Annotated in this window: 28 protein-coding genes and 1 riboswitch; of the genes, 12 read left to right on the top strand and 16 right to left on the bottom strand. The window is 55.0% G+C overall.

Annotated elements, in window-relative coordinates:
• Positions 1-2: 2 nt before the first annotated feature.
• Both ACK3CJ_RS19650 and ACK3CJ_RS19645 read right to left on the bottom strand, forming a co-directional pair.
• Complete coding sequence (locus ACK3CJ_RS19650; protein ID WP_409523887.1) at positions 3-1,412, bottom strand: sigma-54-dependent transcriptional regulator; 1,410 nt, start codon at positions 1,410-1,412, stop codon at positions 3-5.
• The gene (locus ACK3CJ_RS19645; protein ID WP_409523886.1) at positions 1,409-2,884 is read right to left on the bottom strand and encodes an ATP-binding protein; all 1,476 of its coding nucleotides are present in this window, start codon (positions 2,882-2,884) and stop codon (positions 1,409-1,411) included. Before ACK3CJ_RS19645 ends, ACK3CJ_RS19650 begins: the two co-directional genes overlap by 4 nt.
• A gap of 255 nt (positions 2,885-3,139) precedes the next feature.
• Here ACK3CJ_RS19645 and ACK3CJ_RS19640 point away from each other — a divergent pair, with 255 nt between their 5' ends.
• Both ACK3CJ_RS19640 and ACK3CJ_RS19635 read left to right on the top strand, forming a co-directional pair.
• Entirely contained in the window at positions 3,140-3,592 is a 453-nt protein-coding gene (locus tag ACK3CJ_RS19640) for an Lrp/AsnC family transcriptional regulator (protein ID WP_409523885.1), read from the top strand.
• A gap of 250 nt (positions 3,593-3,842) precedes the next feature.
• Positions 3,843-4,220 (top strand): DUF4168 domain-containing protein, encoded by a 378-nt coding sequence (locus ACK3CJ_RS19635; protein WP_409523884.1) that lies wholly within the window; start codon positions 3,843-3,845, stop codon positions 4,218-4,220.
• An 18-nt stretch (positions 4,221-4,238) separates the two neighbouring features.
• Here ACK3CJ_RS19635 and ACK3CJ_RS19630 read toward each other — a convergent pair whose 3' ends face one another.
• Positions 4,239-4,757, bottom strand: a complete 519-nt coding sequence (locus ACK3CJ_RS19630) for a DUF192 domain-containing protein (RefSeq protein ID WP_409523883.1) — start codon at positions 4,755-4,757, stop codon at positions 4,239-4,241.
• A gap of 4 nt (positions 4,758-4,761) precedes the next feature.
• On the bottom strand, positions 4,762-5,751 hold the full coding sequence (locus ACK3CJ_RS19625; protein WP_409523882.1) for a rhodanese-related sulfurtransferase: 990 nt from the start codon (positions 5,749-5,751) through the stop codon (positions 4,762-4,764).
• Between the two features lie 437 nt (positions 5,752-6,188).
• Here ACK3CJ_RS19625 and urtA point away from each other — a divergent pair, with 437 nt between their 5' ends.
• The 8 genes from urtA (at position 6,189) to ACK3CJ_RS19585 (ending at position 14,615) form a co-directional block, all read left to right on the top strand.
• On the top strand, positions 6,189-7,469 hold the full coding sequence (gene urtA, locus ACK3CJ_RS19620) for an urea ABC transporter substrate-binding protein (RefSeq protein ID WP_409526626.1): 1,281 nt from the start codon (positions 6,189-6,191) through the stop codon (positions 7,467-7,469).
• A gap of 115 nt (positions 7,470-7,584) precedes the next feature.
• The gene (gene urtB, locus ACK3CJ_RS19615; RefSeq protein WP_409523881.1) at positions 7,585-9,213 is read left to right on the top strand and encodes an urea ABC transporter permease subunit UrtB; all 1,629 of its coding nucleotides are present in this window, start codon (positions 7,585-7,587) and stop codon (positions 9,211-9,213) included.
• Positions 9,214-9,216: 3 nt separating this feature from the next.
• Positions 9,217-10,296, top strand: coding sequence for an urea ABC transporter permease subunit UrtC (gene urtC / locus ACK3CJ_RS19610; protein ID WP_409523880.1), 1,080 nt, complete (start codon positions 9,217-9,219; stop codon positions 10,294-10,296).
• Positions 10,293-11,129 (top strand): urea ABC transporter ATP-binding protein UrtD, encoded by an 837-nt coding sequence (gene urtD, locus ACK3CJ_RS19605; RefSeq protein WP_409523879.1) that lies wholly within the window; start codon positions 10,293-10,295, stop codon positions 11,127-11,129. Before urtC ends, urtD begins: the two co-directional genes overlap by 4 nt.
• 15 nt (positions 11,130-11,144) lie before the next feature.
• A complete protein-coding gene (gene urtE, locus ACK3CJ_RS19600) occupies positions 11,145-11,840 on the top strand; it encodes an urea ABC transporter ATP-binding subunit UrtE (protein WP_409526625.1) in 696 nt (231 codons plus the stop codon).
• Between the two features lie 713 nt (positions 11,841-12,553).
• A complete protein-coding gene (locus ACK3CJ_RS19595) occupies positions 12,554-12,814 on the top strand; it encodes a Rap1a/Tai family immunity protein (protein ID WP_409523878.1) in 261 nt (86 codons plus the stop codon).
• Positions 12,811-13,302: a T6SS effector amidase Tae4 family protein gene (locus tag ACK3CJ_RS19590; RefSeq protein ID WP_409523877.1), complete on the top strand. Its 492-nt coding sequence runs from the start codon at positions 12,811-12,813 to the stop codon at positions 13,300-13,302. Before ACK3CJ_RS19595 ends, ACK3CJ_RS19590 begins: the two co-directional genes overlap by 4 nt.
• Positions 13,303-13,397: 95 nt before the next feature.
• A complete protein-coding gene (locus tag ACK3CJ_RS19585; RefSeq protein ID WP_409523876.1) occupies positions 13,398-14,615 on the top strand; it encodes a methyltransferase in 1,218 nt (405 codons plus the stop codon).
• A 34-nt stretch (positions 14,616-14,649) separates the two neighbouring features.
• Here ACK3CJ_RS19585 and ACK3CJ_RS19580 read toward each other — a convergent pair whose 3' ends face one another.
• From ACK3CJ_RS19580 to ACK3CJ_RS19545, 8 genes are all read right to left on the bottom strand, one after another.
• Complete coding sequence (locus tag ACK3CJ_RS19580) at positions 14,650-16,176, bottom strand: cobyric acid synthase (RefSeq protein ID WP_409523875.1); 1,527 nt, start codon at positions 16,174-16,176, stop codon at positions 14,650-14,652.
• A 31-nt stretch (positions 16,177-16,207) separates the two neighbouring features.
• Complete coding sequence (cobO, locus tag ACK3CJ_RS19575; RefSeq protein ID WP_151702461.1) at positions 16,208-16,819, bottom strand: cob(I)yrinic acid a,c-diamide adenosyltransferase; 612 nt, start codon at positions 16,817-16,819, stop codon at positions 16,208-16,210.
• Positions 16,820-16,901: 82 nt separating this feature from the next.
• Positions 16,902-17,672, bottom strand: coding sequence for an ABC transporter ATP-binding protein (locus ACK3CJ_RS19570; RefSeq protein WP_409523874.1), 771 nt, complete (start codon positions 17,670-17,672; stop codon positions 16,902-16,904).
• Positions 17,672-18,592, bottom strand: coding sequence for a FecCD family ABC transporter permease (locus tag ACK3CJ_RS19565; RefSeq protein WP_409526624.1), 921 nt, complete (start codon positions 18,590-18,592; stop codon positions 17,672-17,674). Before ACK3CJ_RS19565 ends, ACK3CJ_RS19570 begins: the two co-directional genes overlap by 1 nt.
• Positions 18,593-18,686: 94 nt before the next feature.
• The gene (locus ACK3CJ_RS19560) at positions 18,687-19,577 is read right to left on the bottom strand and encodes a cobalamin-binding protein (RefSeq protein WP_409523873.1); all 891 of its coding nucleotides are present in this window, start codon (positions 19,575-19,577) and stop codon (positions 18,687-18,689) included.
• Between the two features lie 21 nt (positions 19,578-19,598).
• Complete coding sequence (locus ACK3CJ_RS19555; protein WP_409523872.1) at positions 19,599-21,419, bottom strand: TonB-dependent receptor domain-containing protein; 1,821 nt, start codon at positions 21,417-21,419, stop codon at positions 19,599-19,601.
• 127 nt (positions 21,420-21,546) lie between these two features.
• A riboswitch (cobalamin riboswitch) is annotated at positions 21,547-21,746 on the bottom strand.
• 72 nt (positions 21,747-21,818) lie between these two features.
• Positions 21,819-22,112 carry a type II toxin-antitoxin system RelE/ParE family toxin gene (locus ACK3CJ_RS19550; RefSeq protein WP_409523871.1) on the bottom strand — a complete coding sequence of 98 codons (294 nt, stop codon included), beginning with the start codon at positions 22,110-22,112 and terminating at the stop codon, positions 21,819-21,821.
• Positions 22,105-22,347 (bottom strand): type II toxin-antitoxin system ParD family antitoxin, encoded by a 243-nt coding sequence (locus ACK3CJ_RS19545; RefSeq protein ID WP_409523870.1) that lies wholly within the window; start codon positions 22,345-22,347, stop codon positions 22,105-22,107. Before ACK3CJ_RS19545 ends, ACK3CJ_RS19550 begins: the two co-directional genes overlap by 8 nt.
• Positions 22,348-22,721: 374 nt before the next feature.
• On the opposite strand from ACK3CJ_RS19545, the gene ACK3CJ_RS19540 reads away from it, so the two are divergent.
• Entirely contained in the window at positions 22,722-23,012 is a 291-nt protein-coding gene (locus ACK3CJ_RS19540; RefSeq protein ID WP_409523869.1) for a DUF1778 domain-containing protein, read from the top strand.
• Positions 22,990-23,508, top strand: a complete 519-nt coding sequence (locus ACK3CJ_RS19535) for a hypothetical protein (protein ID WP_409523868.1) — start codon at positions 22,990-22,992, stop codon at positions 23,506-23,508. Before ACK3CJ_RS19540 ends, ACK3CJ_RS19535 begins: the two co-directional genes overlap by 23 nt.
• Positions 23,509-23,545: 37 nt before the next feature.
• Here ACK3CJ_RS19535 and ACK3CJ_RS19530 read toward each other — a convergent pair whose 3' ends face one another.
• The 4 genes from ACK3CJ_RS19530 to cbiB are packed head-to-tail and all read right to left on the bottom strand — an operon-like array spanning position 23,546 to position 26,798.
• The gene (locus ACK3CJ_RS19530) at positions 23,546-23,983 is read right to left on the bottom strand and encodes a bifunctional adenosylcobinamide kinase/adenosylcobinamide-phosphate guanylyltransferase (RefSeq protein ID WP_409523867.1); all 438 of its coding nucleotides are present in this window, start codon (positions 23,981-23,983) and stop codon (positions 23,546-23,548) included.
• Positions 23,974-24,543 carry a bifunctional adenosylcobinamide kinase/adenosylcobinamide-phosphate guanylyltransferase gene (locus ACK3CJ_RS19525; RefSeq protein WP_409523866.1) on the bottom strand — a complete coding sequence of 190 codons (570 nt, stop codon included), beginning with the start codon at positions 24,541-24,543 and terminating at the stop codon, positions 23,974-23,976. The genes ACK3CJ_RS19530 and ACK3CJ_RS19525 overlap by 10 nt, the downstream gene beginning before the upstream one ends.
• A complete protein-coding gene (locus tag ACK3CJ_RS19520; protein ID WP_409523865.1) occupies positions 24,537-25,769 on the bottom strand; it encodes a pyridoxal phosphate-dependent aminotransferase in 1,233 nt (410 codons plus the stop codon). Before ACK3CJ_RS19520 ends, ACK3CJ_RS19525 begins: the two co-directional genes overlap by 7 nt.
• A gap of 42 nt (positions 25,770-25,811) precedes the next feature.
• Positions 25,812-26,798: an adenosylcobinamide-phosphate synthase CbiB gene (gene cbiB / locus ACK3CJ_RS19515; RefSeq protein WP_409523864.1), complete on the bottom strand. Its 987-nt coding sequence runs from the start codon at positions 26,796-26,798 to the stop codon at positions 25,812-25,814.
• Positions 26,799-26,802: the final 4 nt, after the last annotated feature.

The following is a 26,802-nucleotide window of genomic DNA, read 5'->3' as shown; positions in this document are numbered from 1 at the left end:
AGCTAAAGAGGCTCATCCAGCCAGCGATACAACGTTCGCCTGCCAATACCCAGCAGGGCTGCAGCACGGCGTTTATTGCCGCCTGTTTCGTTGAGTACTCGTTTCACATAGCGCTTTTGTAACTGCTCCAGTGTTGGTAAGACGGCACCGGCGAGTAGATCATTATCCCCAGCAGACGTTATGTTGCGATCAATATCGTCAGAGTGTGATACCCGTGGATGCATCGCCTGCTCCAGCAGCCGAGCAGGAAGATGCGCTGGCTGAATCATATCGCTCTGACAAAAAGCCACGGCACGCTCCACTATATTTCGCAGCTCGCGCACATTGCCGGGAAAGTCATATTGATGCAGATGCTGCATCGCCTCCTGGCTGAACCCTGATATGGATTTTTTCTGGATTGCCGAGTGTTGCATCAGAAATCGCTGAGCCAGCAGTTCCATATCATCTGCTCGTTCGCGCAGTGGCGGTGACAGCAGGCTGAAGGTTTCCAGGCGGTAATAAAGATCTTCGCGGAATTCTCCTTCCGCAACCTTCGTTTTCAGATCACGGTGCGTGGCTGCCATGATACGAACATCCACATGTTCTTCACGATCAGTGCCGACCGGGCGTATGGAGCCATCCTGTAGGGCACGCAGCAGCTTTGCCTGGAGGGCAAGTGGCATTTCTGCAATCTCGTCCAGCAGCAAAGTACCACCGTCGGCCTCCTGCAGCAGTCCCTTGCGCTGTTTGCGAGCCCCGGTAAATGCACCTGCAGCATGACCAAAGAACTCACTTTCGAGCAGCTCCTGTGGGATACCGGCGCAGTTTACGGCCAGAAAAGGTTTGTCGGCACGGTCACTTTCAGCATGCAGGGCCCGAGCGATCAGCTCTTTTCCGGTGCCGCTCTCGCCATTGATCAGCACCGGGCCCTGTGCTCGCGCAATCACCCGTATCTGCTCAAACAGCTGCCGCATTGCAGGGCTCTGGCCCTTCATGTCGTGCATTCCCTGCTCATCCGCTGAAAGAGTGCGAAAGTGCTGCACTTCCTGGCGCAGCTCGCGGGTTTCCAACACTCTTTGTACAGTCAATACGAAGTGATCAAGGTCCAGTGGCTTGGTCAGAAAGTCATCGGCACCAGCCTGCAGGGCTTCCACCGCCTGGCGCACACTGCCAAATGCGGTGATCACGATGATGGCGGGAGGAACCGCCGGTTTACTTTCCATGATCTCATGTACCAGAGACATGCCATTTCCATCCGGCAGGCGCAGATCAGTGATGATCAGAGTCGGCTGTGTGGTGAGCAGTGAGCCTCGCGCTTCGGTGAGTGTTTTGGCGTGACTGATCAGCCAGCCATCGGACTCCAGTTCGTCCAGAATCAGTCTCGCCAGCGCCGGATCATCCTCTACCAGTAATATGGGGTTGGCTTGCTTCATGCGCTTGCTCCTGATGCTGGCTGATTCTCGTCGGCAGACTCTTCTCTGATGGTAAAGTGAAGCTCAAAGCGTGCACCACCAAGATGGCTGTTGTGTATCTCCACGTGGCCATGATGTTCGCGCATGATACGCTTGACGATAGCCAGCCCCAGGCCACTGCCTTCGCCGGGCGCCTTGGTGGTATAGAAAGGGCGGAAGAGGTGTTCAATCTGCTCCGGCGGGATTCCGGGTCCTGCATCTTCTACATACAATACAACACCATCCTCGCACTGCCAGCCCAGTGTGACCGGGCCATCAGGGCAAGCCTGGCAAGCGTTGCGCATCAGGTTGATGAGTGCCTGTTCAAGCATCAGGGCATCTCCTCGGATGCGACACGTTGGCCCCTCTTTAAGTTGAATCTGCAATCCTTCATCCTGCAGCTGCTTGCGTGCACGCGCGATCAGCGCGGCAACGTCCAGAGAGTGGGGTTGGGCCCGGACACTGCGCCCATAGGACAGTAGCTGTTCGACAATGGCAGTCATGCGTTGAGCCTGATGGCGAATATCTTCCAACTCACTGACATCCTGTGCTTGAGTATGGCGACGCAGCAGGCGCCTGGCTCGACCATCAACAACACTCAGGGGTGCCCCCAGCTCATGTGCAACACCGGCGGAGAGCTGTCCCAGTGCAGCGAGCGTTTCCGCCTCACGCAGTTGGCCGGAAAGGCGCTCCTGCTCTTTTTGCTGCTCTCGGGCCTTATTCTCTGCATGCTGAATCGCATCCAGCATCTGGTTCAGCTCGCTGGCCAGACGTATCACTTCGCGCGGGCCGTCTTCAGTGGCACGATGTTGTCGCTCACCGGACTCCACTTTGCGGATGCTGTCCAGCAGACGTTGCAGAGGTTGTCCGATCGCGCGTTGGTGGGTCAGGCTCAAAGCACCCAGAATCAACAGGGAGGCCAGTGCAAAACCGCCCCAGGAACGGCGTTTCAGCTGTTTCAGTTCGGCTTCGATATCACGTCGCAGTCGGGTGACCTGTAGCAGGCCGCTGGGCTGTCCGAGGCGATCGAACAGTGGCAGGAAGAAGGAGTAGACATCACGCCCGCGAATACTTTCATACTGAGCGAACTCGCCGTCAACGGTCATTTTCATCGCTTCGTCTGCCTGGCGACGTGTCGGGCTGACAGCGCCGAAGCTGATCAAGCGCTGCCCATCGGCATCAAACAGATAGGCACCGTAGACTTCGGTGATATCGAAGATGGAGGCCAGGCTGTTTTGCAATTGTGCGATGTCATCGCGTTGCAGTGCTTCGGTTACAGGCAGACGAATCGCTCTTGCCACTAGACTCAGATCTCTCTGCAACCGCTCTTCAGCAAAGTGGCCCACTACGCTGAGGGTCGCAGCAAGGATGACCGCCAGCATCAACAGTAGTGGTAATGCCACCTGCAACAGAAGTACTGAGCGAAGGCTGCCGGGGGTGAATTTCAGACGCATGCTTGTCCTGTAACTGCCTGCCAGAGGGTGCAGTCGTTTGTCGTTGATAGATGAAGGGTATATTTGGATACATGTGCCAAAATGTCACATGTTGAATGCTGGGTCAAATGAGCTTACTGGTTAGTGAACGGTTATTAGGGTTATTTATTCTGTATTAGTGGTAAATCATGGCATTATCTGCTGGTTATTGAGCATATATATGAAATGTATGTCTGATTGGTCAGCTTCTTATCCCCATCACTGCAAGAGGTTTCTATGGATAAAATGGATCGCAGAATTCTGTCGTTGCTACAGGTGGATGGTCGCCTGTCAAATGTTGAGCTGGCTGAGCAGATCAGTTTATCCCCGTCACCCTGTTTGCGTCGTGTGAAAAGGCTTGAGGAATCAGGTGTCATCACCGGTTATCATGCCGCACTGGATCGTACCCGCATTGGGTTGTCGATGACGGTATTTGTTGAGATACGGCTGGAAAATCATCGTGATGAGGCGAGTCAGATATTCGAGCAGACCATTCTGGATATGCCGAATGTACTCAGTTGTCATGTGATATCGGGTGCCGCAGATTATCTTTTGGAGGTAGTGGTCGAAAGTCTGTTGAGTTATGAGATCTGGCTGAAAACGGTACAGAAACTGCCGGTGGTGAAAGATATCAACAGTAACTTTGCAATCAGGACGGTCAAGACAGCCGCCGCCCTGCCGTTGGATTGACTGGGCTATATGGTTTATGTGCCATATACAGCTCATGTGTCATATGGGCACATGATTGTCGCCTGTGGGTGAAGTCTGAAGCTGGTTTGCTTAGCGTAAATCGTTGATAAATTGTTTTATAAACAATTGGTTACTTGATTTTTTATGAAGTTGGCACAATGCTCGCAATGCAGTTGAGTGATAGTTGGATAACAGGCGACACTGTTTCAACATTATTACTGACTAAGTGTTCAACTCAAGGAGAGAACCTATGAAACGACTCACAAAACTGATCATGGCATCCATTCTGGCTGGTGGTATCAGTGCTGCAACGATCGCACATGCACAGGACAGCGCTCCACAGACCGGGACGATGACACAGCAGGAAACTGTCTCTTTTGATGACGCTCAGTTGCAGACTTTTGTCAGCGTGCAGCCGGTACTGGATGGCATCCGTGCTGAATATGCTCAGCGTCTGGAATCAGCTAGTGATGCTGATAACGCGGCGGCTCTGCAGCAAGAAGCAGGTCAGGAAATGGTCAATGCAGTGCAGGAAGCAGGTCTGGATGTAAATACCTATAATCAGATCGCCATGGCCATACAGCAGGATACCGAGCTGCGTGAGCGTGTCGAGACCATGATGAACTGATCATAAACGGTCGAGTACTCAATCAGACTGTTCGTCCTCGATCAGTCTGATACGCTCACCTGCTGTAATGCCTTTCCTGGCAAACCAGCCTTGATTGACCTCAAGACCAAACTGCGCCGGTTGAGTGGCGCAGTGGGTCTCATCCGATAGCGGCTGCATGTCGAAGAACTCGATAATGCGGCCGTTACTGTCTATAAAGGCGACGGTGAGTGGTATCAGGGTATTACGCATCCAGAAGCACTGTTTATTCTGCGTATCCATAATGAACAGCATTGCACTGTTTTCTGGCAAGGATTCCCGCCACATCAGGCCCTGAGATCTTTGGGCTGGTGTTTCTGCAACCTCTGTATCCAACAGATGCTCACCGACCTGCAATGTCACGCGCTCGAACTCAACTGTCTGACGGAATTGTGTCTTGACCAGATGAGACGCATCACCGTTGGTCAGTGCGCTCAGGCTGATACCAAGCAGCAGCACGGAATTTTTTAAAAGTCGGCTGCCGCGAAAGTAACTCTTCAAACTATCGTTCGATGGCATGCAATCAGGCCTCCGCCGGTGCCTTGCGCTGCTGTTCACGCTTGGCCTGTTTCTGTGCCTTGCGCTGTTTTGCCTGTTCTACCGCTTCTGTACCGATATGCGCTTCACCGCGCTCCTTTGCCAGCTGTATCTGAAGCTCGCGTGAAGCAAAGCGCTGCTTCTGTTCAGGTGTGAGTTTGTCATGGCAATGCGGACAGCAGATCCCCTGAACATAATGCTCACTGGTACGATCCTCTACAGACAGAGGAGAGCGACAGCCTGCACAGAGCTCATAGTTACCCGGTGTCAGGTCGTGGTTGACGGTCACGCGATTATCGAACACAAAGCATTCACCCTCCCACAGTGATTCCTGAGCCGGCACCTCTTCCAGATATTTCAGAATGCCACCGTGCAGATGGTAAACCTCTTCAAATCCCTGCTCTTTGAGAAAAGCAGTGCTTTTTTCGCAACGAATGCCGCCAGTGCAGAACATCGCCACTTTCTGATGCTGTTCGGGATTGAGCTTGCTGCGAACATAATCCGGGAATTCGCGGAAACTGGATGTTTCAGGGTCGATCGCACCCTTGAAGGTACCTATCTTCACTTCATAGCTGTTGCGTGTATCGATCAGCAGTACTTCAGGGTCTGAGATCAGGCTGTTCCATTCATTGGGCTCAACATAGGTGCCGACCACTTGCTTCGGATCTATCCCCTCCACGCCCATGGTCACAATCTCTTTCTTGAGCTTGATCTTGCTGCGATAAAACGGCTGGGAATCAACCAGAGACTCCTTGTAGTCGATGCCGCTGAACCGCTCATCACTGGCGAACCAGTCTTTGAGCAGATCGATCGCTTCACGTGTACCGGCAACGGTGCCATTGATCCCTTCGCTGGCCAGAAGCAGGGTGCCTCGGATGGCGTGCTTTTCCATCAACTGGGTCAGGGGTTGGCGCAGCGCCTGATGATGTTCGAGGGTGACAAACTTGTACAGTGCGCAAACAACAATATTGGACATTCAAAAACCTCTCCAGCAGACCAGATCGTAAATCCGGGGCTGATAACGTAATGAAAGCAGGATGCTGAGACAGGAGAGCATCGTGCCGCGATTCGGTGCGGATTGTAGCATATCAACGCCACTTTGCCTGCCTGTGTACCCTGCTGGGCTGTATGCAAAATAACCTGCACCCATTTTGGGCTTTCAATTTTTTGCGCGCACCAAAATGGCACTTCCCACCTGTGAATGGCATTGCCCATCTGTTCGATACGCTTGTTTAATCCTTGTAAATCAGTGATCTGAAAATCTGGTATGAAAACTGCTTTGTCAATGCACAAATGCACTCAGCAATCAGGTTTTATGTACGGGTTTTAAATACAGGGTTCAGATACAGAGTTCAGATACAGAGTTCTACTTCGCTTTTCTAATAACATAACGGGGACTAACCGATGAAACAGATGAAACGTAAACTGGTAACGGCTTCATGTACCCTTGCTCTGTCAATTGCAGCTATCACAGCGCAGGCCGCAGATACCATCAAAGTAGGTGTGTTGCACTCGCTGTCCGGCACCATGGCGATCAGTGAAACCACACTGAAAGACACCATGTTGATGCTGATTGAAGAGCAGAACAAGAAAGGTGGTCTGCTGGGTATGCAGCTTGAAGCGGTGGTCGTGGATCCAGCGTCTGATTGGCCATTGTTTGCTGAGCGCGCACGTGAACTGCTGGAGCGTGATAAGGTGGCGGCGATCTTTGGTGCCTGGACCTCTGTTTCACGTAAATCGGTACTGCCGGTTGTCGAAGAGCTGAATGGCCTGATGTTCTACCCGGTTCAGTATGAGGGTGAAGAGTCTTCCCGTAATGTGTTCTACACCGGTGCAGCGCCGAACCAGCAGGCGATTCCAGCCGTTGATTACCTGATGAATGATCTTGGTATTGAACGCTGGGTGCTGGCGGGTACCGATTATGTTTACCCACGTACCACCAACCGCATCCTGGAAGCCTACCTGAAATCTCACGGTGTGGCAGAGGACGATATCCTGATTAACTACACGCCGTTTGGTCACGCTGACTGGCAGACCATCGTATCCGATATCCGCAGTTTTGGTTCTGCTGGCAAGAAAACCGCTGTGGTCTCCACCATAAACGGTGATGCCAACGTGCCTTTCTACCGCGAGCTGGGTGCACAGGGTGTTTCCGCTGAAGATATCCCGGTTATTGCCTTCTCGGTTGGTGAAGAGGAGCTTTCGGGCATCGATGCTGAGCCACTGGTCGGCCATCTGGCGGCCTGGAACTACTTCATGAGCGTGGACAGCGAAGAGAATGACACCTTTATAGATCAGTGGCATGAGTTTATCGGCAATACTGATCGTGTCACCAATGACCCGATGGAAGCACACTATATCGGTTTCAATATGTGGGTTGAGGCGGTCAACAAAGCCGGTACCACTGATCCATCTGCTGTTCAGGAAGCGATTATCGGTGTCACTGTTCCCAACCTGACGGGTGGCTATGCCACCATGATGCCTAACCACCACATCACGAAGCCTGTACTGATCGGCGAGATTCAATCCGATGGACAGTTTTCAACAGTCTGGCAAACACCCAGTACTGTAGTCGGTGATGCCTGGTCTGACTTTCTGGAAGGATCAAAAGACATCATCTCCGACTGGCGCAAGCCCCTGGAGTGCGGTAACTACAATGTTGTGACCAAAACCTGCTCTGGTCAGACATTCTGATCTTCATGCCAGCAGCCTGAGGGTTCAGAGGTTATCTGAATACCGACTGGCTGCTTTAAGCCTGTCCGGTTGATGGCAACCGGTCAGGATTTTTTTCAGCTCCAGGTATCCACCTATGACAAGCAGAATAATACGCTGGTTGATGGCCAGTGGGGCGATCCTTGCCTGCCTTTTTGTCAGTGTCGGGGCTCAAGCTCAAGCCCAGACTGATGATCAGGTCCTCCTTGAGGTACAAGCCCTGCTGGTGTCACCCAAAGCCCCGGATAAAACTGTCGCGATTGAGCGGTTGGCACAAGCCAATCATTCCAGAGCATTGGAGATCTACTCCCTGCTGCTGGACAGCCGTCTCTATTTCAATCGAACCGATGATCTTCTCTATATCATTGATAATGTAGCAGAAGGGTTGCCGGCTCTGGCGCTGTTGAGTCAGGAAACCAGCCTGATTGAAAAACGACGTGATTATCGACGTGTGGCGATCAACAATGCGCAGCGCACGCAGATCCGGCGCGTCATGGCTCAGACCGGGCTCAGTCATGAGCGGGTGGATGTACGTGTCGGCGCGGTGCAGCAACTGATGGGTGATCTGGATCAGGATGCACTGGCCCTGATTCGTGAGGCCTATGTGTCTGAAACGCATGCGCGAGTCCGCGATCTGATGGCAGTAGCGCTGGCGATCCACACACTGAGCAGCGATGACGAAGCGGCACAACGCGATGCGATCAGTGTGCTGGGTGGCTCGCTGGAGCCTCGAGCGCGTGTTGCGCTGGTCAGTTTTGCAGAAACGACCGAGCAGAGCAGGCTGAAGACCTTGTCAGAGCAGGCGCTTGTCGGGATAGATCAGCAGGTCAGGTTTTACAGAGGACTGGAAACTGTATTCTTCGGCCTCAGCATGGGCTCTGTGCTGGTGCTGGCCGCGATCGGGCTTGCCATCACCTTCGGCGTCATGGGGGTGATCAATATGGCACATGGTGAGCTGATCATGATCGGTGCCTACACCACCTTTGTGATCCAGCAGTTGATGCCGAACCATATTGGATTGTCAGTACTGGTGGCGGTACCCGCGGCGTTCATTGTCTCCGGGCTTGTCGGCATCGCGATTGAGCGCGGTGTGATCCGTTTTCTCTATGGCCGCCCCCTGGAAACCCTGCTCGCCACTTTTGGCGTCAGCCTGGTTCTGCAGCAGGCGGTGCGCTCGATCTTTTCACCGCTCAACCGCACGGTGCAGACCCCGGAATGGATGAGCGGCATGTTGCAGTTCAACCCAGTGTTTTCCGTTACCTGGAACCGGCTGTATATCATCTTCTTCTGCCTGATGGTGTTCTTCCTCTTACTGATGATCCTGAAGCGCACAGCGCTGGGGCTGCAGGTGCGTGCGGTATCACAGAACCGTGCCATGGCCCGCGCCATGGGTGTGCGCTCGGAGCGTGTCGATATGATGACCTTCGGCCTGGGTTCCGGTGTGGCCGGAATTGCCGGGGTTGCGCTGTCACAGTTGACCAATGTCGGCCCGAATCTCGGGCAGGCCTATATCATCGACTCCTTCATGGTGGTGGTATTCGGCGGTGTCGGCAATATCTGGGGCACACTGGTGGCAGGCATGACCCTCGGTGTTGCCAACAAATTCATGGAGCCCTGGGCGGGTGCCGTACTGGCGAAAATCCTGGTGCTGGTGTTCATCATTCTGTTTATCCAGAAACGTCCACGCGGTCTCTTTCCGCAACGTGGCCGAGCGGCGGAGGGTTAAAAGATGCTGTGGAAGCTGATTCGAGAAGACCGCGGCGGCCAGATACTGCTGGGGATACTGCTACTGGCGATCATCGCAGTGCCCTTGTTGAATGGCCTGCCATCCGATCATCCGTTGCATATACCCACCTATACCGTGGCACTGCTGGGCAAGTATCTGACCCTGGCACTGCTGGCGCTGTCGGTGGATCTGGTGTGGGGCTATCTCGGTATCCTGACGCTGGGTCACGGCGCGTTCTTTGCTTTGGGCGGATATGTGATGGGGATGTACCTGATGCGCCAGATCGGTGAGCGGGGTGTCTATGGCCACCCTGAACTGCCTGATTTCATGGTGTTTCTGAGCTATGACAGCCTGCCCTGGTACTGGCTGGGGTTTGACAGCTTCTGGTTCACTGTCGCAATGGTGATGCTGGTACCTGGGCTGCTGGCATTCGTATTCGGCGCACTGGCGTTCCGCTCACGGGTATCCGGAGTCTATCTGTCGATCATCACTCAGGCGTTGACCTTCGCGTTGATGCTGGCGTTTTTCCGCAATGAGATGGGTTTTGGCGGCAATAACGGCCTGACCGATTTCAAGGATATCCTCGGCTTCAGTCTGCAGTCGAATGAAACGCGTCTTGGACTGTTCATCGCCTCGGCCGTGGCGCTGATGCTGGGTTATCTGCTCAGTCGCTACATCATTCAGAGTCGTCTAGGGCGGGTCTGTGTCGCGGTGCGTGATTCTGAGTCGCGGGCACGTTTTCTCGGCTATCGGGTCGAGAACGTCAAACTCTGGGTATTCACCCTGTCGGCAATGATGGCAGGTGTAGCGGGCTCGCTCTATGTGCCGCAGGTTGGCATCATCAACCCGAATGAGTTTTCGCCGCTGAACTCGATCGAAGTGGTGGTGTGGGTGGCGGTGGGTGGCCGAGCCACGTTGTATGGCGCCGTGGTGGGTGCACTGATGATCAATTATGCCAAAACCTGGTTCACCACCGAGCTGCCGGAGGTGTGGCTGTTTGCCCTCGGTGCGATCTTTATTCTGGTTACCTTGCTGTTGCCACGTGGTGTGACCGGTTTGCTGCGACGTAAGGAGGCGGTATGAGTCAGTCGCTGCTGCAGGAAGTTAAAAACCGCGATCAGGTGTTCTCCTTTCTGCGCCCGGCTGAACAGCCGGCGCTGAATGTGGATAAGCAGATACTGCTCTATCTGGAGGGGTTGTCGGTCAGTTTCGATGGTTTTCGGGCCATCAATGACCTGAACCTCTATGTACGCGATGGCGAGCTGCGCTGCATCATCGGGCCCAACGGTGCCGGCAAGACAACAATGATGGATATTATCACCGGCAAGACCCGGCCCGATACAGGGTCGGCCTGGTTCGGTCAGACCATCAATCTGCTGGATCTGGATGAGCCCGCGATTGCGCAGGCAGGTATCGGACGCAAGTTTCAGAAACCGACCGTATTCGAGTTTCTCAGTGTCTGGGAGAATCTGGAGCTGTCGATGCCCTCACCGCGTGCTGTCTTCTCGGTGTTGCGCGCAAAACTGGATGGTGAGCAGCGCGATCGTATCGAAGAGGTGCTGACGCTGATCGCTTTGCAGGAGCAGCGTGAGAGTCGGGCCGGTAGCCTGTCGCACGGACAGAAACAGTGGCTGGAGATCGGCATGCTGCTGATGCAGCAACCGCGACTGTTGTTGGTGGATGAGCCGGTGGCAGGCATGACCCATCAGGAGATGGATCGCACCGCCGAGCTGCTGATCTCGCTGGCAGGGCGGCACTCTGTCGTGGTGGTGGAGCATGATATGGACTTTGTGCGTCAACTGGCAGGTCGTGATCGTACCGTGACCGTATTGCATCAGGGTAGTGTGCTGGCTGAGGGCAGCATGGAGCAGGTGCAGAATGACCGCAGGGTCATTGAGGTCTATCTTGGCGAATAAGTGGGAGAATAAATGATGCTGAGCATAACCGGACTCAACCAGTTCTATGGTGAAAGTCATACCCTGTGGGATCTGGATCTGACCATCCCCGAGAAGGCCTGTACCGTGCTGATGGGGCGCAATGGTGTGGGTAAGACAACGTTGCTGCAATGTATCATGGGGCATCAGAAGGTGCGTTCCGGTTCAATTCAGCTTCAGGGACAGGAGATGCTGAAAGAGTCGGTGGAGCAGCGGCCAAGAATGGGCATCGGCTATGTCCCGCAGGGGCGCCAGATCTTCCCTCTGCTGACAGTAGAGGAGAATCTGCAGATCGGATTGCCGGTATTGCCGCGAGGGCAGCGCCGTATTCCGGACTATATCTTCGAGCTGTTCCCGGTGCTGGCGCAGATGATGCATCGGCGTGGCGGGGACCTGTCCGGTGGGCAGCAACAACAACTGGCGATCGGCCGCGCACTGGTGGTCAATCCGCAGCTGCTGATTCTGGATGAACCGACCGAGGGGATACAACCGAATGTGGTGCAGGAGATTGGCGATATCATTCGCCGCCTGAATCAGGAGATGGGGTTGACGGTACTGCTGGTGGAGCAGAAACTGCCATTTGCCCGCAAAGTGGGTGATCACTTCTGCATTCTGGACCGTGGGCGCAAGGTGGCGCAGGGGGGGATGGACAGACTGGATGATCAACTGGTTAAACAGTATCTGACCGTCTGATGGTGTTTATGTAGCAATCAAGGATGTTCAGGCAAAATAAGCACCCAGCAACAACAGAGCTGAAACAGCTTCCATACAGACATGAAGCGGCAGCAGATGTTTCACTGGCCGCTTCATGCCGTATCTTGATCGTGAATCCGTGAGATATCCCGAAGGCCTTGGGTGAGACGCCGTGAATACGTCCCTGTAGGCTTAAATGCCGCATCCCTGCGGCATACACTCACCCAAAACCTTCGGGATATGCCTGCACATACAAGCAGTTGCCAGTGAAATCACGGATCCAAGTTGGTAACTGGATAAATACCCTTGATCCAGGCAATAAAAGTCAGTAGGCTTTTGCGCAAACAGGGGCTGGATTGCCCTAAAGGATGATTTTCTAATAAGGATATTATTATGCCAACCGTCTATTTCATTTCCCACGCATACCGCATTTCTGATCTGATTGACGCTGATGAAGAGCTCACAGCCGAGTTTCCCGAGCGAATAGCATAGGGATAAACGGTTTTGTTTATGAAGATCAAGTCTTCCGCGCTAAGTATCAACTATCTCCTGCTGGCGTCGAATCAGATAACCTCAATCAAAGGGGTGATTAATTGAACAGAATAATAGGTGTATTAGCGTCGATAGTACTGTCTTCTTGTTCGGTTGCGAGTGGCAATCCTATAGCTATGCCAGAAAGTGACAGTCAGCGATTGTTTGCCGGTAATACCAGTATGACTACAGAGTCCTTCTTCAAGGCATACATGAGCACAGATATAGAGCAGAGAAGGTTGGCGGAAATGTATGTGGTTGGGGTAATTGATAGCTCTGAAGGTGAGTTGTGGTGTGGGTATGGAATAGCTTCACCGGATGCTATACAGGAGCAGGTCTATACCGGATTGAAGAGAGCACTTGAAAACTCACCCAGACAACGTGCCTCAACCGCTATAAAATCCCAGCTTAAGGAACTTCTGCCCTGCAAGGAAGCAAAATGAAACCGACATTCTCTACACTGAAATCCAACTATTATTCTTCTAATGAACTTCAAAGCAACTACGTAAGCGGTGCTGATCTCTATGATGAGATGGGTATCGATCATGACGCCTTGATTCAGGAGAATCCAGCTTATGTGAATACCTGTGCTGCTCGAGTGAGCCTGGCGCTGTTAAAGTCGAACGTCACTTTTGTGGGGCGGTTAACGATCAGGTCAGGAGACTATGCCGGTAAAAAAATTGAAACGGGCGCTAAATTACTCGCGGATCAACTTAAAAAACCAAGCGTGTTTGGCATGCCAGAGATATATTCGCCAACCACTTTTCGCCAAAAAATAGTAGGTCGAAAAGGCGTGGTCTTATTCTGGAAAATATCCGGTTATGGAGGCGGACACATTGATTTAATTGATTCCTCAACAGCAAATGCCGTTTGTAGTTCTGGTTGTTATTATCAATCAAAAGAGATCTGGTTCTGGCCGCTAGATTATTAACCAAGTTGGTAACTTGTCATTCTAAAGTTTCAGCCACCCCTGTAGATGGTATTATGCCGCAATCGAGGAAACTCTGATTTTAAGGCATCACACCCATGTTCAAGCGTTGGCAAGCCCTGGATTCCTGGCTCAGTGAATATGCTGCCTTCTGGCAACCCGTTCCCTTTTACACACCTCAACCCGACTGGGCGATTCAATATCCTGAGCTTTACCGTGCATTACAGGGTTTGTCAGCGGAAGACTATGCCGAGTTGCAGCGCGATGAAGCAGCGACAACAGACTGGTTGATTGATTGGTTGCCGGCGTTATCACAGCGTGCGAGTTTGCTGGAAGGATTTTCGACGGATGAGTCGGCATCTCAGACGTCGGCCTGGGTGCTGACCGAAGCGCAGGCACCCCATATGCCTGAACGTAAACGTATACAGGCGGGTGTGCTGGCAGGCTGTTTACAGCCATTATCACAGCCGATAACGGACTGGTGTTCGGGTATGGGGCATCTGGCGCGTACGCTGGCTGCCGCCAGTGGTCAGCCGGTGACAGGGTTGGAGTGGAATCCAGAACTGGTGGATCGAGGGGAGCAGTTGATTCAGGCGAGCCACTGCCCGCACCAGGCGAAAGTGACCCTGCAGCAGCAGGATGTGCTGCAACTTCAGGCGAAGACAACGCACTGGCCTGACACGCCCCATCTGGTGGCGCTGCATGCCTGTGGTGATCTGCATCGTCATCTGCTGTATCAGGCAGCCATGGCACGCCAGGCTCGGATCAGTCTGGTCCCTTGCTGCTACCACTTGACCGCTGATACCCACTGGCAACCCTTGGCCGAAGTGACACGGCAATCGGCTCTGCATGGTCTGACTCAAGCCCAGATGCGTCTGTCTGTGCAGGAAACAGTCACGGCTCCAGCACGTGTGAGGGAGCAGCGCGAACAACTGAATGTCTGGCGCCTGGGATATGAAGCACTGCGCCAGTCTCTGGCTCAGGATGACACCTACCGTCCTTTACCCTCCAGCTCGGTCAAGCAGCTGCAACATGGCTTTCCAGCGTTTTGTCACTGGGCGGCAAGTCAGCATGCTGGAACCTTACCTTCGCAGGTTGATTGGCCCACCTGGCTGCAGCAGGGGAGGCGGCGCCATGCGCAGGTGCAACGGGATGAGCTCTTGAGGCATCAATTTCGCCGTCCATTAGAGCTCTGGTTAGTGCTGGACTATGTGCTGTTTCTTCAGGAAGCCGGTTACCAGGTCACATTGCAGACCTTCTGTGCCCGCGAGTTGTCGCCGAGAAACCTGCTGATCGAAGCGCGCTACCAGCACTAGAATCGCCGATTCAGGTCATTCGTAACCTATCAGCCTAAAGTTTCAGCAGCCTGAGGAGCCAGTCGGTATCCAGATGCGTATCCAGCATATCGGCCAGCCGGTCCAGTGAGGCCTCACGGTGTTGCTGATAGTCGACCCGGGTCTGCAACCTCTGGCCCGGATGGCCCTCGCCCAGAAAACCGAGCAGTGCAGAGCAGGCCTCGGCCTGATCAAAGATGCCGTGCATATAGCTGCCGATGATCTGACCATCAGCACTGATGGCGCCATCCCTCTGATCCGTTTCATCAGTCAGACTACGAGGAGGGCAGTGAGTCAAACAGCGATTCAGGGCGCTACCCTCACTGCGGCCGTTGTGGATCTCATACCCGCTGAAAGCTATTCCTGATTCGGTTGCAGAGGCAAAATCAGGGTTGGGGTTAGCTTCGGGTAACTGCAAAGTGCCACTGATATGGCGCAGTGTCTTTTTCTGCATCAGCTCGGTCGTCATATCCAGCAGCCCGAGGCCCTGACTGCTGCCAGGTTCACCCTCGACACCCAGTGGGTCGTGGATCGTCTGGCCGAGCATCTGGAATCCGCCACAGATTCCCATCACTTTGCCGCCATAGCGCAGATGGCGCTGAATCACATCGGGCCAGCCCTGTTGCTGTAGCCAGGCCAGATCCTGACGCGTGTTCTTGCTGCCCGGTAGCAGGATAACATCCGCTGCAGGGATCGTTTCATCCTGGCCGACAAAGCTCAGCTCCACGCCGGGGTGCAGGCGCAGTGGATCAAAGTCATTATGATTACTCATGCGTGGCAGGCGGGGAATCACGATCTTCAGTGCACCTGCGTCATGCTCACCGGCATCGGCGACACTGTCCTCGGCATCCAGCAGCAGTCCCTGCAGATAGGGCAGCACACCTAACACTGGTTTGTCGGTACGAGCCGTCAGCCACTCAAGGCCTGAGGTCAGCAGCGCGGGGTCACCACGGAAGCGGTTTATGATAAAACCGCGTGTGCGCGCCTGTTCAGATTCTGACAACAATGCCAGCGTGCCAACCAGTTGTGCAAAGACGCCACCGCGATCGATATCACCGACCAGCAGTACCGGGCAGTCGATCGCTTCGGCAAAGCCCATGTTGGCAATGTCGCGATCTCGCAGATTGATCTCGGCCGGGCTGCCGGCGCCTTCGGCGATGATGATCTGATGGCGTTGGCTCAGAGCCTGCCAGGCGTCCAGCATCTCTGTGCGGGCATGGGTCTTGAACTGATGATAATCGATCGCCTCCATATTGCCGTACACCTGCCCGCGCACGATCACCTGCGCCCCGCGATCACTCTGAGGTTTGAGCAGAATCGGGTTCATGTCGCTGTGTGGCTCAAGCCCGCAGGCCAGCGCCTGCAGCGCGGTGGAGCGACCGATCTCGCCGCCGTCGATCGTCACGGCGCTGTTCAGTGCCATGTTCTGCGGCTTGAAGGGTGCCACTGACACGCCGCGGCGGGCCAGCCAGCGACATAGCGCTGCGACCACCGTACTCTTGCCGGCATCTGAGGTGGTGCCCTGGATCATCAATGTGGTCATAGCTTACAACTCAAAACTTACAGCTCATGATTTACAGTTCTATCCCTTTCTGCGCCTTGATCCCCTGATCCTTGAAGGCGTGTTTGATCACCTTCATCTCGGTCACGGTATCGGCCAGGTCGATCAATAGCTGTGGTGCATTACGGCCAGTCACCACGACATGCTGATGTGCCGGGCGGGCCTGCAGATCATCTAGTACCTGATCAAGATCCAGATATTCATAGCGCAGTGCGATATTCAGTTCATCGAGCAGGATCAGGTCATAGCTCGGATCCTGCAGCATGTCGCGGGTGATCGCCCAGGCCGCTTCAGCGGCGGCGATATCGCGTTGCAGATCTTTCGTTTCCCAGGTGTAGCCTTCACCCATCACATGGTAGGTTACGCCGGGCTGTCGACGGAAGAATGCCTCTTCGCCAGTCTGAAAGGCGCCCTTGATGAACTGCACAACACCGACTTTCATATCATGCCCCAGTGCGCGGGCCAGCATACCGAAACCGGAGCTGCTCTTGCCCTTGCCCGGGCCGGTCAGCACCAGCAGTACCCCCTGTTCGTTCTGTGCCTCTTCTATGCGCTGGCGCATGAATGCCTGCTTGCGCTCCATGCGGCGTGCGTGGCGTTCGGGGTCGCGTGTTTTATCCTGCATCTTGTACCTCATATTGGGTGCGTGAAGGCAATAAGTATGGAAGACTGAACCCGATAGTTAAGAAAGTGTGGGTCATATTGATTCAGTCTCGTGCGGGGATGAAAATGGGTGTGCCATCAATCATTGTGGTGATCAGGCGCTGGTTATAGAGTTTTTCCAGTGCGGAGGGGATCAGCATACTCTGGGTGTCGCCCCAGCAGGCCTCTCCATCCGGGTAGAGCAGCAGAATCCGGTCACACCAGCGGGCGGCAAGGTTCAGGTCATGCAGGCACATGAACACCGCCTTGCCTGCTGCAGCCTGACGCGACAGCAGTTCGAGTACCGCGACCTGATGGTGGAGATCCAGATGATTGGTTGGTTCATCTGCGAGCCAGATCTCGGGCGCTTGTGTCAGCAGTGTGGCGATGGCAACACGCTGGCGCTCACCACCCGACAGGGTACTGACCAGTCGATCACTCAGATGCGCGACATCCAGTGCTTCAAGGGCGGCTTCCGCCTGGTTGATATCCTCGGCTCCCTCCATCTGCCAGGCAGACAGAAACGGATGGCGTCCGATCAAGGCGGTTTCGCGCACGGTGGCCGGGAAACCATCCTGACGCTCCTGAAACACCAGCCCCAGATGTTGTGCAATAGCTCGCCGTTTCAACGATGCCAGAGGTTCATCATTGAGTAGTATCTGCCCGGAGCGAGGTGGACGAAGCCCTGCCAGTGTATGCAACAGCGTGGTTTTGCCGGCACCATTCGGGCCCAGTACTCCCCATACCTGCCCTGGTTCCACACTCAGAGTGATCGCTCTGCCATCAGCACGCGCCGGAACATCAATGATCAGATCCTTCAGCTCAAGGCGGCTCATCATCGACTCCTGTACAGCAGGAAGAGAAAGGTAGGCACACCCAGCAGGGCGGTCAGCACACCCGCGGGCAGTTGTTCCGGCGCGATGATCGTGCGTGCCAGGGTATCCGCGAGGGTCAGCAGTGTGCCGCCTGCCAGAACGCAGGCGGGTAAGATCAGGCGCTGATCATTGCCCAGCACCAGACGCAACATATGTGGCACGATCAAGCCAACAAAACCGACACTGCCAGCGGTGGTGACAGCTACTGCTGTGAGCAGACTGGCCAGAATATAGATCAGCGCCTCCATCGGCTTCACGGCCACTCCCAGCGCAGCCGCCTGCAGTGGCCCTCGTGCGAGCACATTCAGGCTACGCCCGAAAGGTGTCAGCACCAGGCAGACCATCAGTAATACAATCAACGCAGGCCAGGGGGTTCTGGCGTAGGAGAGATCACCCATCAACCAGTAGAGCATACCGGGCAGGCGTTGTGGGGGACTCAACGCCAGCATCAGGGTGATCACGGCGCCCCAGCCGGAGGCGACGACCACGCCGGTCAATAGCAGACGCGACGGCGTCCAACTGCCGGTGCCATGGGCCAGACCAAACACCAACAGCGTGGCTGACAGGGCACCGACCAGTGCCGAACCTGAAATCAAAAAACCGCCGAGACCGGCCAGCATTGCTGCCAGCGCGCCGACAGCCGCGCCGCCGGATATCCCCAGAATATAGGGGTCTGCGAGCGGGTTACGCAGCAGTATCTGCATCAGTGCGCCGGCCAGCGCCAGCAGTCCGCCTGTGGCGAAGGCAGAGAGTGTGCGTGGCAGGCGCAATTCCAGAATCAGAGTGCGCTGCAGGTCACTGCCCTGGCCGGTGAAAACGGCGATCACATCCTGAAGCGGAATGCTGGAGCTACCATGCGCGATAGAGAAGATCATCGCCATCAGGGCAGCCAGTGACAGTGTCAGCAGGGGAATACCGATCTGTCTTGAAAAGGAGGTATTCCCAGGCTGTGGTGCCGCAGAGTGGTTTGAGGGCTCAGCGTCGTGCACGTGCTATCTCCAGCTTCTCGCAGAACAGCTGCGCGCCCGCCAGCATGCGTGGCGTGGGCCTTTGTATCAGAGAGGGTGGGATAAAAAACAGATTGCTCTGCTGTGTTGCCTGCAGGCTGCTGTAGTGAGTCCAGTCGGTTAACCATTCTTTATTCTCTTCACCCATACCGCCGGCCATAATCGCTTCCGGGTTGGCAGTCAGCACTGACTCTACATCAATGCGGGGAATCAGGCGGGGCAGGTCGGCAAATACATTCTCACCGCCACACAGCTCAATGACCTGATGGATCAGATGATCGCCATTAACCGTCATCAGTGGCTCCTTCCACACCTGATAGAAAACACTGATTGGTGAACTGTCTTGATAGCGCTGGCGCAGAGTATCAATGCCCTGACGAAAATCCTCGGCGACGGCCTGGCCGTGAGTATCAGTACCGGCGAGGTGTGCCATGCGCTCTATCGCGGTCGATACATCCTCAAAGGTACGTGGTTCCAGATAGAAGATGGGTAGACCCAACTCCTCAAGCCGTTCCGTCTGTTCAGCAGGATTGCCGGTCACCCAGCCGATCACCAGATCCGGCTGCAGCGCGACCAGGGTTTCCATATCCACCCGGGTATGGCTGCCCACCGAGGTGATCTGACGGGCTTTGGGAGGATAGTCACTGTAGGCGACCACCGCTACCACCTGATCACCGGCCCCGGCGGCATAGACCAGCTCCGTGGCACCGGGTGACAGGGCCGCGATACGCTGAGCCGGTTGATCGAGACACACCTGACGATCCTTGTCATCCACCACGCACAAAGCGTCTGCCCAGGCGAAGGGGATCAACCCGGTCAGTAGCAGGGCGGTGGAACATAGCTGTCGCAGGTGTGGCATTTGTATCGGTTCTCTCGCAGATTAAAAGCCAGTATAGCGCAGGGTCAGGAAGCCGCTGCGACCGGGGTTTTTGTAGTCCCAGCCACCGAAGCCACGGGTCGTGACATACTCCTTGTCAAGCACATTGTCGAGGGTGACAACCGCAGACCAGTTTCTGGCAAACTCCCAGCCTGCTCGCAGGTTGAGCAGACCATAGCCCGGCATCTTGTCATTGTTGCGTCGTGCATTGTAACGGCTACCCTGAGCAATGACCGTGGCACCGAAGGTCCAGTCACCCATTCGTGTGTCGGCATCCAGACGCGCACTTTTGCTGGTGCGGCGTTGCAGGCGGGTGTTGTCGGCACGATCGATCGGATCAGTACCGGTCAGGGCTGCACGCAGGGTCCAGTTCTGAATCTGTGTACCAGCCGCCAACTCGATGCCGCGAATCCGTGCACGGTCGATGTTCTGGGGTGAGAACAGGCCGCTGGGTGTCGGTGCCCAGTTGATCAGGTTCTTGTAGTTGGCTTCATAGATCGCCAGATCCCAGAACAGGGCTTGATACTGTCCGCGGGCACCCAGTTCAATGGTGTCGGAGGTTTCCGGGTTCAGATCCAGATTCCCGCTGCCGGGCCAGTACAGGTCGTTGAAACTCGGGGCGCGGAACGCTGTGCCGTAGCTGGCCCGCAGCGTGTGCTGCTGATCCAGCTCATACCCCAGAGCCAGTGCACCGGTGGTTTTGTCACCATAGACTTCGTTGTCGTCGTAACGCAGGCTCAGTTGCAGGTTGATCGGGTTAAAGTGGAACAGACCCTGACCAAACAGCGCATGGTTGTCACGGCTGATGGATCCGTAGCTGGAGGTATCCACCTTGTCCTGTACCAGTTCGATACCACCGATCAACTCATGGTGGCCCGCCCAGACGGTATTCTCCCAGCGCAGACGATGGCTCTTGGTATCAAAATTGTAACGAGAGGTCTCATAGCTGGTGTTGTCGTCACGTGATTCGCTGAGTTGCAGGCGTGATACCCAATGATCATTGAGCGGCAGGGTGGTATTCAGTCCCGCAACTTGAATACGGTAATCGGAATTGCCGCCGACAAACTCGGTATTACCACGGCCGCTCATGATCAGACCGCTGACATCGGCGCCATTGTCAAAGGTGTGGCCCAGGCGAACCAGTCCGGTGGTGTTGTCATAGCCCTTGCGGCCCTGACCTTCTCTTATCTCTATTCCATCGGTACGGTAGTGATTGGCAATGAAGTTGAAACGGGTATTGTCCTGATGACCGGAGAAACCGGCCATCGCCTGTTTCGAATTAAATGAACCGCCGCCGAGGGTCAGATCCACACGCGGCTCGCCCTGTCCGTCGGGTAGAAAGCCCTGAATGACTCCGCCGGAAGCATCTGCACCATAAAGGCTTCCACGTGGACCGCGCACGATCTCGAAGCGTTCAAACAACCCCGGAGTCAGAAACTGCCAGGAAGCGCCACCGGTAGTGGCAGTCTGCAGACGTATACCATCCACCAGCAACAAGGTGGAGTCGCCACCTGCTCCACGTGTATAGACACTGGTTGTTTTACCGAAGCCGCCATTGGAACTGAAATCCACTCCGGGCTGGCCTTTAACCAGATCTATCAGATCACGCGGCTGTTGCAGTCGAATCTGTTCCTGATCGATCACCGTCACAGATGCAAGTGAGTCATCAGCGGTGCGTGGAGCAAGCGTAGCCGTAACTACTATGGGATTGAAGCGTAAATCAGCGTCTAGTGGCGCGTCATGGTCGTGTGCGACTGCAGACAGTGGCAGTACTGACAGGCAGAGCATGGGCAGATGCTTTGCGTTAAAAACGGACTTGTTCATCGGGACGGATCTCATTCACACCATGCACACCCGCATGGTTGACATTAAGGAAAGCTGTCGGGAAGGAGATCAGGAATAGGGATAACAACAGACGTGTCTGGCCCTGCCTGGTGATCGCCCTCCGCAATCAGGCACAACATCACGGGCAGGTCTCCGGGCTGACAAGCGAAAAGCATGCTTTTCGACAGATCGCCTTCCCATACCTGAGTACAGTGGCGCAGGACCTGTCTTGACTTGAACACCGTTGCGGGGGCAGCGTCGGATATGAGCCGACTTCCCTATTAATCCCGGACGCTCGTCCTGGGAACCTGTGAAGGCGCGAAGGTTACCACTGCGTGGGTTGGATCTCAAGGAGACAGTGGTTTGGGGGGATGCAAACAACCCCACGCCTGTTTACCTTTAAAGCTCAAAGAAATGCCTCAACGGTTCCATCTGTTGATGAAGTATCCGGATGATAAGAATATCGTGCTCGCGCCGTCGGTAAAAAATGGTATGCCGTTGGTGATCATGGCGTCGAACCCCTTCAGCAATTTCCGGGCATTCAAGCCCCATCTGGGGTGAGCTCGTTAGAAGACGAAAGGTGCTCTCTAGGTCGTCGGTGTATGCGTCAGCTTGGCGAGTACCAAAATTAAGCAAGGTATATTCGTAAATGGCAGAGAAGTCATTTGCCGCAAGATTGGAAAGCTTATACATTGTGCTGTTGTTTCACCTGAGCGGCAATGTCGCGCAGAGTCATGTCACTTTCCCCACTTCTCTCTCCTGCTTCTACAGCGTTTCTCAGCGCTGCCGTCTGATTTTCCTGGCGCTCAAGTAATCGTAAGGCTGAGCGCACGACTTCACTGGTTGAGCCATAGCGTCCAGTCTCAATCATTTTTCCCACAAACTCGTCCAGTTGCGGGCCGATAGTGACGCTTGTTGTTCTGGGCATGATTTGACTTCCAGAGATGTGTTAATAGATAACACAAGCATAGCATTCTAGAATTGTGTGTCAAAAATAACGCTCGGTGCTCTGATTGCAGTCTGCCTGATGCTGTATTGAGGTGGATAGCCATCGCGTGCACTTTCATCCCTTTGAACTGATCACTCCATTAAGATGTGTACCTCAAGTGTAGGCCGGAGTGATATACACACACTTGACGCACACAAAACACGTGTGCCAATATGGCATACAAATGACGATCGAGGAGTTTGCAGCTTTTGTGGACTTCCGGTCTGCCTTTCCACCCTATTCGCCGGTGCAATCGTTTGCTGTGTCGGTGAATGATATGCAAGGATGCAAGACTCAAAGTGAGAGTGTGCATAATGGGTAATACACAACAGAGCTCTCAGCGGCTCGTGACCCGTGCCAGCCCTGAGGTGATTGAGCTGGTTCAGGACGCAGCGGATATATCTGGCGTGTCTGTCTCAGATTTTCTGCGTGAATGTGCAATACAGCGGGCCAGAGAGGTTATCTCTGCTCATGAGGCATTCACACTGACTGCCCGTGGGCGTGAGCAACTGATGAATGCGCTGGAAAATCCGGCTCCGATTAACGATAAGTTGCTGAAAGCGGCAAGGAAGCTGAAAGAGCATGGTGGATTCCATTCGACTTGAGCTTCAGGTGCTCGATGCCGCTGTTCATGATCGGGATCGATTTGACTGTAGCATGGATGGCCTGAACAAGTGGTTCAAAACTCAAGCCGCCAAAGCAGCAAAGCGCAATCTTTCGCGTACGAAAGTATTGGTGTCGCCGGCTGAGCCAGCGCTGGTGCTGGGCTTTTATACCCTATCCAACTGTATGATCCACTCCCTCCCCAGGTACCCCCAACAGGGTGCGCCGGCACTGCTTCTGGGGAAAATGGCGGTTGATCGCGCCCATCAGAGAAATAGGCTTGGCGAACAGTTGTTGCTGGCGGCTATCAGAGATACCGCTTATGTTGCAGTTGATACGAGGCTGCCACCTGTGATTGGGCTGGTTGTTGATCCAAAAGAGGGTGTGGCCGATTTCTATTTGGGGTACGGCTTTACCGAAGTTGAGATGAATGATGGAGCAGTACGTTTGTTTATGCCGGTATCGACCTGTTTACGTGTGGCTGAAGAGATACAGTAGTTAAGCAAGAGCTTAGTGGCGTTTATAGAGCACTAGCTTAGCCTTTAATCGCTCGTGCCAGTCCATGCCAGAGGTAGTGGACCTGATCGCAGAGCCCGGCGGCATCTTGGCTGAACCAGCCGTTGAGATCCCGCAGTTGGCGGTCGTGGGCATCGATCGGGACGATACCGCGTCCGATCTCCAGTAGGATCAGGCATACCTCTACCCCTTGTTCGTTTTCCGCCTGTTGCAGTGCCTGCAGTTCATGCTGTAGCGCCTGACGCAAGGTCATCAGATCGGGTGCATCTTCTGCAGAGAGTCTATCCCGCAGCCAGCACTCCCAGCCCTCGAGTACCAGCAGGTGATTGGGCAATACGCGTGTGTGCCAGCCCTCCGGAGAGTCTCCCTGATAGGCCGAGTGCCAGATCAACGCATCTGACTGCTGCCGCGCAAAAGCACGCTTGCCGCTGTGACTGCCGCCGATAATCAGTTGCATGGATCACTCTCTCTTTTAGGACTCGAAGGTTTCCACTCCAGCGCAGTACCAGCGAGCATCTGAATGGCGCGGTCTGCACGCTGCACCATGCGCTGATGTATCTGTTGCTGAAAGATCAGCCAGGCGCGCACTTGCGGATCTGTGGGGGGCAGTTCTTCATTCAGATCATTGGATACCAGCAGCAGATCCACCTGCATCCGCTCAGACTGTTGCACAAAATCATCAAGCAGGGACAGGCTTTGTGCTTCATTTAACGAACTGCTGAACATCACCTGGCTGCTCCAGAGGGTCAGGCAGTCAAGCAGCAGCGTGCTGTTCGGTTCGACCTGTTGCAGTGCTCGGGTCAGTTGAACGGGTTCTTCCAGTGTGATCCAGTGTGGCCCGCGTGTCTGCTGATGATGGCGGATACGTGCGCCCATTTCGCCATCGACAGGGGCGGCCGGGGCGGCAGTGGCCAGATAATAGAGTTTACCCCCTTTGCGCTGCTGGTTCTGGCAGGCCAGTGTTTCAGCCAGTGCACTTTTGCCGGAACGAACACCGCCCGAGATAAAGATCAGCATGCTCTCTCTCCCCGATTCTGCTCCCGCCAGCTCTGCAATGCCGCGAGCAGAGATTGGTTTTCCTCGCGTGAGCGGATCGCCAGTCGCAGCCACTTTCCGTTCAGGCCCGTGAAGTTGTGGGTATGTCGTGCCAGAATCCCCTGCTGCAGCAGATGGCGAAACAGTGCATCAGCGCTGGACTGCTCTTCAGCAGGAGTGTTAGCGTCCTGCAGCAGGAAAAAGTTGGCGGCTGGCGTGGGTATCCGGTAACCGAGTGCGTGCAGTTGTGGCAGCAGCCAGTCGGACTCTGTCTTGAGCCAGTGAGCGGTTGCCTGCAGAAAGGGCCAATCCGCCAGCAGCGGAGCAACCAGTTCAGCTGCCAGATGATTCACGCTCCAGGGAATCTGCCGGGCGAGTAGCCGCCGGATCAGATCGGCATGGGCGAGGATATACCCCAGTCTCAACCCCGGCAGGGTATAGAGTTTGGTCATCGAACGCAGCAGGATCAGGTGACGGGACTGATGTAGACAGGACTGCTGCAGATGTTCGACCAGGCCTGGTTCGCTCGGATGGCAGAAGTCGATGAAGGCTTCATCAATGATCAGCGTGCAGTGAAACTGCTCGGCCAGCGCCAGCCAGCGGCTGATGGTTTCTGCCGGAATCAGAGTGGCTGTGGGGTTGTTGGGGCGCGCGATCAGGATCAGGTCCTGCTGCCGGATCGCCTCGCTGATCAGCGCCTCATCCGGCAGAAAGTCAGGCAGGGGATCCGGCGGATTGTCATGTGGATCGTTTGGTATATTTAGACTTCCCGGAAAATGGCCAGGCATAAGCATCGGTTGCTGCAGCGGTAGTTGGGTGATGGCGATCTGGTAGTGGTCACAGGCACGGGCGTACTCACCGAAGGCCGGTTGCAGGATCGCGGCTTTCTGGCCGGCAAACAGTGAGGCCGCCAGAAAAATCGCCTCACTACCGCCATTGGTCAGACAGACCTGATCCGGCGACACTCCTTCACTGTCGGCGATGGCGCGTCGGGCATTTGTGTAGGTCGGGTCGGGGTAGAGTGCCAGCCCGGCGCTCAGACTCGCCAGCTGTGCGGCAACCCACTTTGGTGGTCCCAGCGGGTTCAGGTTGGTGCTGAAATCCAGTAACGGGTGATTGTCGGGCAGGCCAAAGTGTGCCAACAGAGCATTTCGCTGACCGCCATGTGAGGGCCAGGGTGCCTTAAGGTCTGACTGTAAAGGGGTCATACTACACTTGCTCCATCCACATCAGCCCCGTCCACTCCAGCCTCATCCATACTGAGCCTGCATAAGTGATATGCCACTGGTGATCAGCATCAGCAGCAGAAACACCATCCAGGCACCATGCATCAAGAAAATAGCACGATGGATGTGCACTTCCCGCAGTGGTCCCAGTGCCTCTCCCATCAGGTTGCGTACCGAGGCGACTCCCTGATAGTAGTTGGTGCCGCCGAGTTGTACTCCCAGCAGATAAGCCATCATCGCCTCAGGCCAGCCTGCGTTCGGGCTCGGGTGCATGGGCGCATCCCTGAGAGTGCCATGCCAGGCCTCGCGAGTGTGGCAGCCTGGAAACAATAGCCCACAGCACCAGAGGCACAAAGCGGTCAGTCGTGCAGGAATCCAGTTTGCGAGATCATCCAGTTTTGCTGAAGCATAACCGAAATCGTCGAAGCGTTCGTTGCGGTGACCGACCATTGAATCCAGCGTATTCACCGCCTTGTAGGCCAGTGCCAGCGGTGCGCCGCCGATCAGTGCCCAGAAGAGCGGGGCGGTGATGCCATCGACGGTGTTTTCTGCCAGCGTCTCGACGGTACCGCGGGTGATCTCTGCTTCATCCAGTTGCTCCGTGTCGCGCCCGACTACGCATGCCAGTGAACGTCTGGCCTGCACCAGATCACCTCGGCTAAGAGGTTCTGCCACCTGAAGGGCTGCATCTTTCAGCCCCTTGATGGCCAGCGCTGATGCCAGCAGCAACACCTCGGCCAGCAGACCGAGCCAGAGATGCAGGTGATACAGCGCAGACAGCAAGCCCAATACCAGCAGATAGGTAACACCCACCAGTATCAGTGGCAGCAGAAAACCGCGTCGACGTCGTGTGATGGCTGTGCCTCGGTTCAATCGCCGTTCCAGTGAACTGATAACCCTGCCCATCAGCACGACGGGGTGGGGCAGCCAGTCAGGGTCGCCGATCAGCAGATCGATGATGATCGCCACAACCACCAGGGCCAGTAGTGACAGACTCAGGGCTGGCAGCATAGCC

This window comes from Nitrincola salilacus, from assembly GCF_046271865.1.
GTDB classification, from domain to species: domain Bacteria; phylum Pseudomonadota; class Gammaproteobacteria; order Pseudomonadales; family Balneatricaceae; genus Nitrincola; species Nitrincola salilacus.
This window is presented reverse-complemented; position numbering and strand designations above follow the sequence as displayed.

Coding starts and splice junctions, on each gene's coding strand:
- cbiB (WP_409523864.1), bottom strand. CDS start 26,798: ATGCTGCCAGCCCTGAGTCTGTCACTACTGGCCCTGGTGGTTGTGGCG.
- ACK3CJ_RS19525 (WP_409523866.1), bottom strand. CDS start 24,543: ATGCTGATCTTTATCTCGGGCGGTGTTCGTTCCGGCAAAAGTGCACTG.
- urtD (WP_409523879.1), top strand. CDS start 10,293: ATGAGTCAGTCGCTGCTGCAGGAAGTTAAAAACCGCGATCAGGTGTTC.
- ACK3CJ_RS19650 (WP_409523887.1), bottom strand. CDS start 1,412: ATGAAGCAAGCCAACCCCATATTACTGGTAGAGGATGATCCGGCGCTG.
- ACK3CJ_RS19535 (WP_409523868.1), top strand. CDS start 22,990: ATGGTGGATTCCATTCGACTTGAGCTTCAGGTGCTCGATGCCGCTGTT.
- ACK3CJ_RS19545 (WP_409523870.1), bottom strand. CDS start 22,347: ATGCCCAGAACAACAAGCGTCACTATCGGCCCGCAACTGGACGAGTTT.
- ACK3CJ_RS19595 (WP_409523878.1), top strand. CDS start 12,554: ATGACTACAGAGTCCTTCTTCAAGGCATACATGAGCACAGATATAGAG.
- urtE (WP_409526625.1), top strand. CDS start 11,145: ATGCTGAGCATAACCGGACTCAACCAGTTCTATGGTGAAAGTCATACC.
- ACK3CJ_RS19530 (WP_409523867.1), bottom strand. CDS start 23,983: ATGCAACTGATTATCGGCGGCAGTCACAGCGGCAAGCGTGCTTTTGCG.
- ACK3CJ_RS19565 (WP_409526624.1), bottom strand. CDS start 18,592: ATGGCGATGATCTTCTCTATCGCGCATGGTAGCTCCAGCATTCCGCTT.
- ACK3CJ_RS19590 (WP_409523877.1), top strand. CDS start 12,811: ATGAAACCGACATTCTCTACACTGAAATCCAACTATTATTCTTCTAAT.
- ACK3CJ_RS19570 (WP_409523874.1), bottom strand. CDS start 17,672: ATGAGCCGCCTTGAGCTGAAGGATCTGATCATTGATGTTCCGGCGCGT.
- ACK3CJ_RS19555 (WP_409523872.1), bottom strand. CDS start 21,419: ATGAACAAGTCCGTTTTTAACGCAAAGCATCTGCCCATGCTCTGCCTG.
- ACK3CJ_RS19560 (WP_409523873.1), bottom strand. CDS start 19,577: ATGCCACACCTGCGACAGCTATGTTCCACCGCCCTGCTACTGACCGGG.
- urtB (WP_409523881.1), top strand. CDS start 7,585: ATGACAAGCAGAATAATACGCTGGTTGATGGCCAGTGGGGCGATCCTT.
- ACK3CJ_RS19630 (WP_409523883.1), bottom strand. CDS start 4,757: ATGCCATCGAACGATAGTTTGAAGAGTTACTTTCGCGGCAGCCGACTT.
- ACK3CJ_RS19520 (WP_409523865.1), bottom strand. CDS start 25,769: ATGACCCCTTTACAGTCAGACCTTAAGGCACCCTGGCCCTCACATGGC.
- ACK3CJ_RS19550 (WP_409523871.1), bottom strand. CDS start 22,112: ATGTATAAGCTTTCCAATCTTGCGGCAAATGACTTCTCTGCCATTTAC.
- ACK3CJ_RS19625 (WP_409523882.1), bottom strand. CDS start 5,751: ATGTCCAATATTGTTGTTTGCGCACTGTACAAGTTTGTCACCCTCGAA.
- ACK3CJ_RS19585 (WP_409523876.1), top strand. CDS start 13,398: ATGTTCAAGCGTTGGCAAGCCCTGGATTCCTGGCTCAGTGAATATGCT.
- cobO (WP_151702461.1), bottom strand. CDS start 16,819: ATGCAGGATAAAACACGCGACCCCGAACGCCACGCACGCCGCATGGAG.
- ACK3CJ_RS19540 (WP_409523869.1), top strand. CDS start 22,722: ATGGGTAATACACAACAGAGCTCTCAGCGGCTCGTGACCCGTGCCAGC.
- urtA (WP_409526626.1), top strand. CDS start 6,189: ATGAAACGTAAACTGGTAACGGCTTCATGTACCCTTGCTCTGTCAATT.
- ACK3CJ_RS19580 (WP_409523875.1), bottom strand. CDS start 16,176: ATGACCACATTGATGATCCAGGGCACCACCTCAGATGCCGGCAAGAGT.
- ACK3CJ_RS19640 (WP_409523885.1), top strand. CDS start 3,140: ATGGATAAAATGGATCGCAGAATTCTGTCGTTGCTACAGGTGGATGGT.
- ACK3CJ_RS19645 (WP_409523886.1), bottom strand. CDS start 2,884: ATGCGTCTGAAATTCACCCCCGGCAGCCTTCGCTCAGTACTTCTGTTG.
- ACK3CJ_RS19635 (WP_409523884.1), top strand. CDS start 3,843: ATGAAACGACTCACAAAACTGATCATGGCATCCATTCTGGCTGGTGGT.
- urtC (WP_409523880.1), top strand. CDS start 9,217: ATGCTGTGGAAGCTGATTCGAGAAGACCGCGGCGGCCAGATACTGCTG.